At 73.4% G+C, this 5,916-nt stretch carries 5 protein-coding genes; 3 read left to right on the forward strand and 2 right to left on the reverse strand.

Features of this window, described 5'->3' with window-relative positions; translation table 11 throughout:
• Window positions 1-31: 31 nt before the first annotated feature.
• Both AB0C69_RS36590 and AB0C69_RS36595 read right to left on the reverse strand, forming a co-directional pair.
• Window positions 32-481, reverse strand: a complete 450-nt coding sequence (locus AB0C69_RS36590) for a GNAT family N-acetyltransferase (protein WP_360360125.1) — start codon at window positions 479-481, stop codon at window positions 32-34.
• Window positions 482-483: 2 nt separating this feature from the next.
• Window positions 484-3,072: a phosphoenolpyruvate carboxylase gene (locus AB0C69_RS36595; protein WP_360360133.1), complete on the reverse strand. Its 2,589-nt coding sequence runs from the start codon at window positions 3,070-3,072 to the stop codon at window positions 484-486.
• 165 nt (window positions 3,073-3,237) lie between these two features.
• Here AB0C69_RS36595 and AB0C69_RS36600 point away from each other — a divergent pair, with 165 nt between their 5' ends.
• The 3 genes from AB0C69_RS36600 to AB0C69_RS36610 all read left to right on the forward strand — a co-directional run.
• Complete coding sequence (locus AB0C69_RS36600; protein WP_345187295.1) at window positions 3,238-4,830, forward strand: acyl-CoA carboxylase subunit beta; 1,593 nt, start codon at window positions 3,238-3,240, stop codon at window positions 4,828-4,830.
• A 30-nt stretch (window positions 4,831-4,860) separates the two neighbouring features.
• Window positions 4,861-5,103, forward strand: coding sequence for an acyl-CoA carboxylase epsilon subunit (locus AB0C69_RS36605; protein ID WP_353835797.1), 243 nt, complete (start codon window positions 4,861-4,863; stop codon window positions 5,101-5,103).
• 90 nt (window positions 5,104-5,193) lie between these two features.
• On the forward strand, window positions 5,194-5,916 hold a 723-nt coding region (locus AB0C69_RS36610; protein WP_360360130.1), incomplete at its 3' end, for an NYN domain-containing protein.

The raw sequence follows: 5,916 nt of genomic DNA on the forward strand, positions 1-5,916 counted from the left end.
GCAGGCTCCCCGCCGAGGTGACGACGACCGCCTACCGGATCGTCCAGGAGTCGCTCACCAACGCCATGTGGACGATGCCCCGGCCGCCGATGGTCTCGCGGCCCGTCTCGCGGTAGCCGAGGCGCTCGTAGAGGGCGATGTTGGGGGTCATCAGCTCGTTGGTGTACAGGCGCAGGCGGGGCAGGGAGAGCGTGCGGGCGCGCTCCTCGGCGAACGCCAGGAGCGTTCGGCCGATGCCCCGGCCGTGGCGGTCGGGGTCCACGGCCACGTTCTCGATCAGGAGGACGCCGTCCTCGGGGACGAGGACGATCAGGCCGTCCCCGGGGACGGTCACGAAGACCTGGCCCGCGTCGATCAGGGTCGCGTAGTCGGCGTCCATGGGGATCGGGCGGGCGCCGATGATCTCGGCCCAGGGGGCGTAGGCCGCTTCGACGATCTCCTCGATGCGGAGGCGGTCCGGCTGGGCGGCGGGTCTGATCATGGTCAGCCCGTGTTCTGGAGGCCGGCGGCGACGCCGTTGACCGACAGCAGGAGCAGGTCCTCCAGGTGGGCGCGCTCCGCGTCGTCCTCCACGCCCGCGCGCAGCGCCTTCAGGGCCCGCAGCTGGAGGTGGGAGAGCGCGTCCACGTAGGGGTTGCGAAGCTCGACCGCGCGGGAGAGGACCCTGCGGTTCTCCAGGAGGCGGTCGTGGCCGGTGACCGCCAGGACGAGGCGGCGGGTGCGGTCGTACTCGGTCAGGACGGTCTCGGAGAGCTCGGGGCGCTCGCCGAGGGCCAGGTAGCGCTCGGCGATCGCCCGGTCGGACTTGGCGAGGCTCATCTCGGCGTTGTCGAGGAGGGTGTTGAACAGCGGCCACGCCTCGTAGGCCTCGCGGAGCTCGGCGAGGTCGCGGCCGTCGTCGGAGACGGCGGCGAGGCCGCTGCCGAGGCCGTACCAGCCGGGGAGGTTGACGCGGGTCTGCGTCCAGGCGAACACCCAGGGGATGGCGCGCAGGTCCTCCAGGCCGCGGGCGGCCTTGCGGCGGGCCGGGCGGGAGCCGATGCGCAGCTCGGCGATCTCCTCCAGGGGGCTGACCCGGGCGAACCAGAGGGCGAAGTCCTCGGTCTCGATGAGGGACCGGAAGGCGGCCCTGGCCGCCTCGCTGATCTTGTCGGCGAGGGGGCGGAAGCGGGCGGCCGCCTCGCGGGCGCGGTCCTGGACGGCGTCGGTCGAGGCGAGCAGGACGGCGCTGGTGACCTGCTCGACGTGCCGCTTGGCGATCTCGGCGTGGCCGTACCGGGCGAAGATGACCTCGCCCTGCTCGGTGACCTTGAAGCGGCCCCCGACCGAGCCCGGCGCCTGCGCCAGGATCGCGCGGTTCGCGGGTCCGCCGCCGCGGCCCAGGGAGCCGCCGCGGCCGTGGAACAGCGTGAGCGTCACGCCGGCCCGCGCCGCCCACGCGGCGAGGGCCTCCTGCGTGTCGTAGAGCCGCAGGGTGGCGCTGGTCGGGCCGAGCTGCTTGGCCGAGTCGGAGTAGCCGAGCATGACCTCCAGGCGGCGGCCGGTGTCCTCCAGCCGGCGCCGCACGGCCGGGATCTCCAGCATCCCGTCGAGGACGGACGGCGCGCGCTCCAGGTCCTCGCCGGTCTCGAACAGCGGGATCACGTCCAGGACGGGGGCGCCCTCGCCGAGGGTCTCGGCGAGGGCGTGCACGTTGGCGATGTCCTCGGCGGAGCGGGTGAAGGAGACGATGTAGCGGTGGCAGGCGCGGACGCCGAACCGCTGCTGGATCCAGGCGATGACCCGGAGCGTCTCCAGGATCTCCTCGGTCATCTCCGAGCGCGGGCCTCCGGAGCGCACCTCGGCGAGGGCCTTCTCGTGCAGCTCGGAGTGCTGGCGGATCTCCAGCTCGGCGAGGTGGAAGCCGAACGTCTCGACCTGCCAGATGAGCTGCTGGACGCGCCCGTACGCCTGCCGGGGGGCGCCCGCGGCGGCGAGGGAGTCCTGGACGGTGCGCAGGTCGGCGAGCAGCTCCTCCGGGGAGGCGTAGGCGAGGTCGGCGTCGCGCTCGCGGGTCGCGGAGATGCGGGCGGCGGCGTGCAGGAGGAACTGGCGGTGCGGCTCCCCGGGCGACCGCTTGGCGGTCTCGCCGAGCAGCCGCGGGTGGGCGGTCCGGGCGGCGGCGAGGGCGTTCAGCAGGTCGCCGGACGCCGGGGTCGTCGACTCGTGGACGGTCAGCTCCCGGCCGATCCGGGCGCACGCCGCCTCCAGGGCGCGCAGGACGTGGTCCGCCTGGATCATGACGGCGTCCCGGGTGACCTGCGCGGTGACGTAGGGGTTGCCGTCGCGGTCGCCGCCGATCCAGCTGCCGAACCGCAGGTAGGGGCGGGCCTTCGGCGGCCGGGCGCCGGAGCCCTCGCCGTCCAGGGCGCGGTCCAGGGACCGGTAGACGTGCGGGACGACCCGGAAGATCGTCTCGTCGAACGCGGCCATCGCGGTGCGGACCTCGTCCAGCGGGTCCATCTGGGAGATCCGGCGCAGCGCGGTCCGCCACAGCAGGTCGATCTCCTCGCGGAGGCTGCGCTCGGTCTCCTCGCGCTCGCTCGCTCCGGGGTCGCCGTTCAGCCGGGCCAGCAGGTCGCTGATCCGCTGGATGGCGGTGACGACCGCGCGGCGGCGGGCCTCGGTGGGGTGCGCGGTGAACACCGGCCGGAACTCCAGGCCCTCGACGACGGCGTCGAGCCGGCCGTCGCCCGCGGCGCGGATCTCCTCGACCGCGGCGGCCACGGACCCGGAGACGGCGCCGCCGGTGTCGCGCTCCCGCAGCGTCCGGATGCGGTGGTGCTCCTCGGCCAGGTTCGTCAGGTGGAAGTACACGGTGAACGCGCGGGCGACCTGCCGGGCGCGCTCCAGCGACCAGCCGTCGACGATCGCGGCGACGTCGTCCCCGCCCGTCTCGCCGCGGCGGGCCGCGATCACCGCGTGGCGGAGCCGCTCGACGTCCTCCAGAAGTCCCGGCCCGCCGTACTCCACGAGGGAGTCGCCGAGCATGGCGCCGAGCAGCCGCACGTCGCGGCGCAGCGGTTCGGGCATGTCCTGCCGGAGGATGTCTCGCGTCTTCGTAGCCACCCGACCAAGGGTAACGAGAGGCCGCGAGGCGCTTCCCCACCGGCCCGCGCGTCCCGCGGGCCCGCGTCCGTCCCGGTCAGCGGGCCCCGGCCGCGAGCGCCGCATCAGCGGGCGGTTACCCTGGCGCGCATGGCGATGGAAGCCCCTGAACCCCCGGTGGACTACGACATCCACACCACGGCGGGAAAGATCGCGGATCTGGAACGGCGCCGCTACGAGGCGGTGCACGCCGGCTCGGCGCGCGCCGTGGAGAAGCAGCACGCCAAGGGCAAGATGACGGCCCGGGAGCGGATCGACGCGCTCCTGGACCCCGGCTCGTTCGTCGAGTTCGACGAGATGGCGCGGCACCGCTCCACCAACTTCGGGATGGAGAAGAACCGCCCCTACGGCGACGGCGTCGTCACCGGGTACGGCACGGTCGACGGACGTCCCGTCGCGGTCTTCAGCCAGGACTTCACCGTCTCCGGCGGCTCCCTCGGCGAGGTCTTCGGCGAGAAGATCTGCAAGGTCATGGACCACGCGGTCACGACCGGCTGCCCGGTGATCGGCATCAACGACTCGGGCGGCGCGCGGATCCAGGAGGGCGTGGTCGCGCTCGGCCTGTACGCGGAGATCTTCAAGCGGAACGTGCACGCCTCCGGCGTCATCCCGCAGATCTCGCTGGTCATGGGGCCGTGCGCGGGCGGGGCCGTGTACTCCCCCGCGATCACCGACTTCATCGTCATGGTGGACCAGACGTCCCACATGTTCATCACCGGGCCGGACGTCATCAAGACGGTCACCGGCGAGGAGGTGACCATGGAGGAGCTCGGCGGCGCCCACTCGCACAACTCGCGCTCCGGGGTCGCCCACTACCAGGGGTCGGACGAGGACGACGCGATCGAGTACGTCAAGGCGCTGCTGTCGTACCTGCCGTCGAACAACCTCTCGGACGCGCCCGCGTTCGACGTGCCCGTCGACCCCTCCGAGGTGGACGAGGAGCTCGACTCCCTCATCCCCGACTCCCCGAACCAGCCGTACGACATGCACACCGCCATCGAGCACGTGCTGGACGACGGCGAGTTCCTGGAGGTCCAGGCGCTGTACGCGCCCAACATCATCGTCGGCTTCGGCCGGGTCGAGGGCCACTCGGTCGGCGTCGTCGCCAACCAGCCGATGCAGTTCGCCGGGACGCTCGACATCGACGCCTCCGAGAAGGCCGCCCGGTTCGTCCGGACGTGCGACGCCTTCAACATCCCGGTGCTGACGTTCGTGGACGTCCCCGGCTTCCTGCCCGGCACCGACCAGGAGTGGAACGGGATCATCCGGCGCGGCGCGAAGCTCCTGTACGCCTACGCCGAGGCCACCGTCCCGCTCGTCACGATCATCACCCGCAAGGCCTACGGCGGCGCCTACGACGTCATGGGGTCCAAGCACCTCGGCGCCGACATCAACCTGGCCTGGCCGACCGCGCAGATCGCCGTGATGGGCGCGCAGGGCGCGGTCAACATCCTGTACCGGCGCGAGCTGGCCGCCGCGGACGACCCCGACGCCCGCCGCGCCGAGCTGATCACCGAGTACGAGGACGCGCTCGCCAATCCCTACATCGCGGCGGACCGCGGCTACATCGATAACGTGATCAAGCCGTCCGAGACGCGCGGGCAGGTCGTGCGGGCGCTGCGGGCGCTGCGCGAGAAGCGCAAGACCCTGCCGCCCAAGAAGCATGGGAACATCCCGCTCTAGCGGGGACACGCCGGGAATGTTGGAGATCTTGTGACCGCCGACAGCAAGCCGTTCCTCCGGGTCGTCCGCGGCGACCCGGGTCCGGAGGAGGTCGCGGCCCTCGTCGCCGTGCTGACCGCCCGCGCCCGGGCGGCCGCCGCGTCCGGCGACGGCGCGGCCCCGCCCGCCCCGTCGCGCTGGGCCGACCGCTCCCGGCTCGTCCGCGCCTCTCTCGCGGGCGGGCCGCGGCCACGGGGGCCGGGCGCGTGGAGGGCGAGCGGTCTGCCGCGCTGACGCCCGGCGCCGGCCGCGCCGGGCGGCCCCGCGACATCTAAGCGTGGTTCGCACCCGGCAGGGCGCTCCGCACGAATAAGGTGGAAGGCCATGGCCACCTCGGAGTACGTCCCTCAGCCCGCGCGATACGCGATCTTCGTCGACGCGGGATACCTCTACGCGGCCTCCGGGGCCCTCCTGCTCGGTTGCGGTTCCCGGCGCGAGTACCGGGTCGCCGCGGAGAAGTTGATCAAGGCGCTCACCGACCACGCCGACGAGCAGCGGCGCGGCGAGCTGCTGCGGGTGTACTGGTTCGACGCCGCGCCGAGGCGCCAGCCGACCGTCGACCAGCGGGTGATCGCCAACCTGCCGCTGGTGAAGCTGCGCCTGGGCAACCTGAACGCGCAGGGGCAGCAGAAGGGCGTGGACGCCCAGCTGCGCGCCGACCTGGAGGCCCTGGCCCGGCATCGCGCGATCACCGACGCGGTGCTGCTGGCCGGCGACGAGGACATGCTGCCCGCCGTGGAGGCCGCGCAGCGCTACGGCGTCCGCGTGCACCTGTGGGGCGTGGAGCCGACGCACGGCTCCAACCAGGCCGAGTGGCTGGTGTGGGAGTCCGACACGGTCGAGGTGCTGCCCGCCGAGTTCCTGCGCCCGTACTTCACCAAGGCCAAGGTCCTGCCGGTGCCCGCGCCCGGCTCCGCCGCCGCGGTCCGCGACGCTGCGGCCGCCGCGCAGCGCACCAGCCCCGTCCCGTCGCCGTCGCAGGTGTTCGCGGGACGTCCCCCGGCGGTCAAGCCGACGCCCGCGGCGGCCCGCGCGGCCGTCCCGATG

The sequence above is a fragment of the Actinomadura sp. NPDC048032 genome, from assembly GCF_040653175.1.
GTDB lineage: Bacteria > Actinomycetota > Actinomycetes > Streptosporangiales > Streptosporangiaceae > Spirillospora > Spirillospora verrucosospora.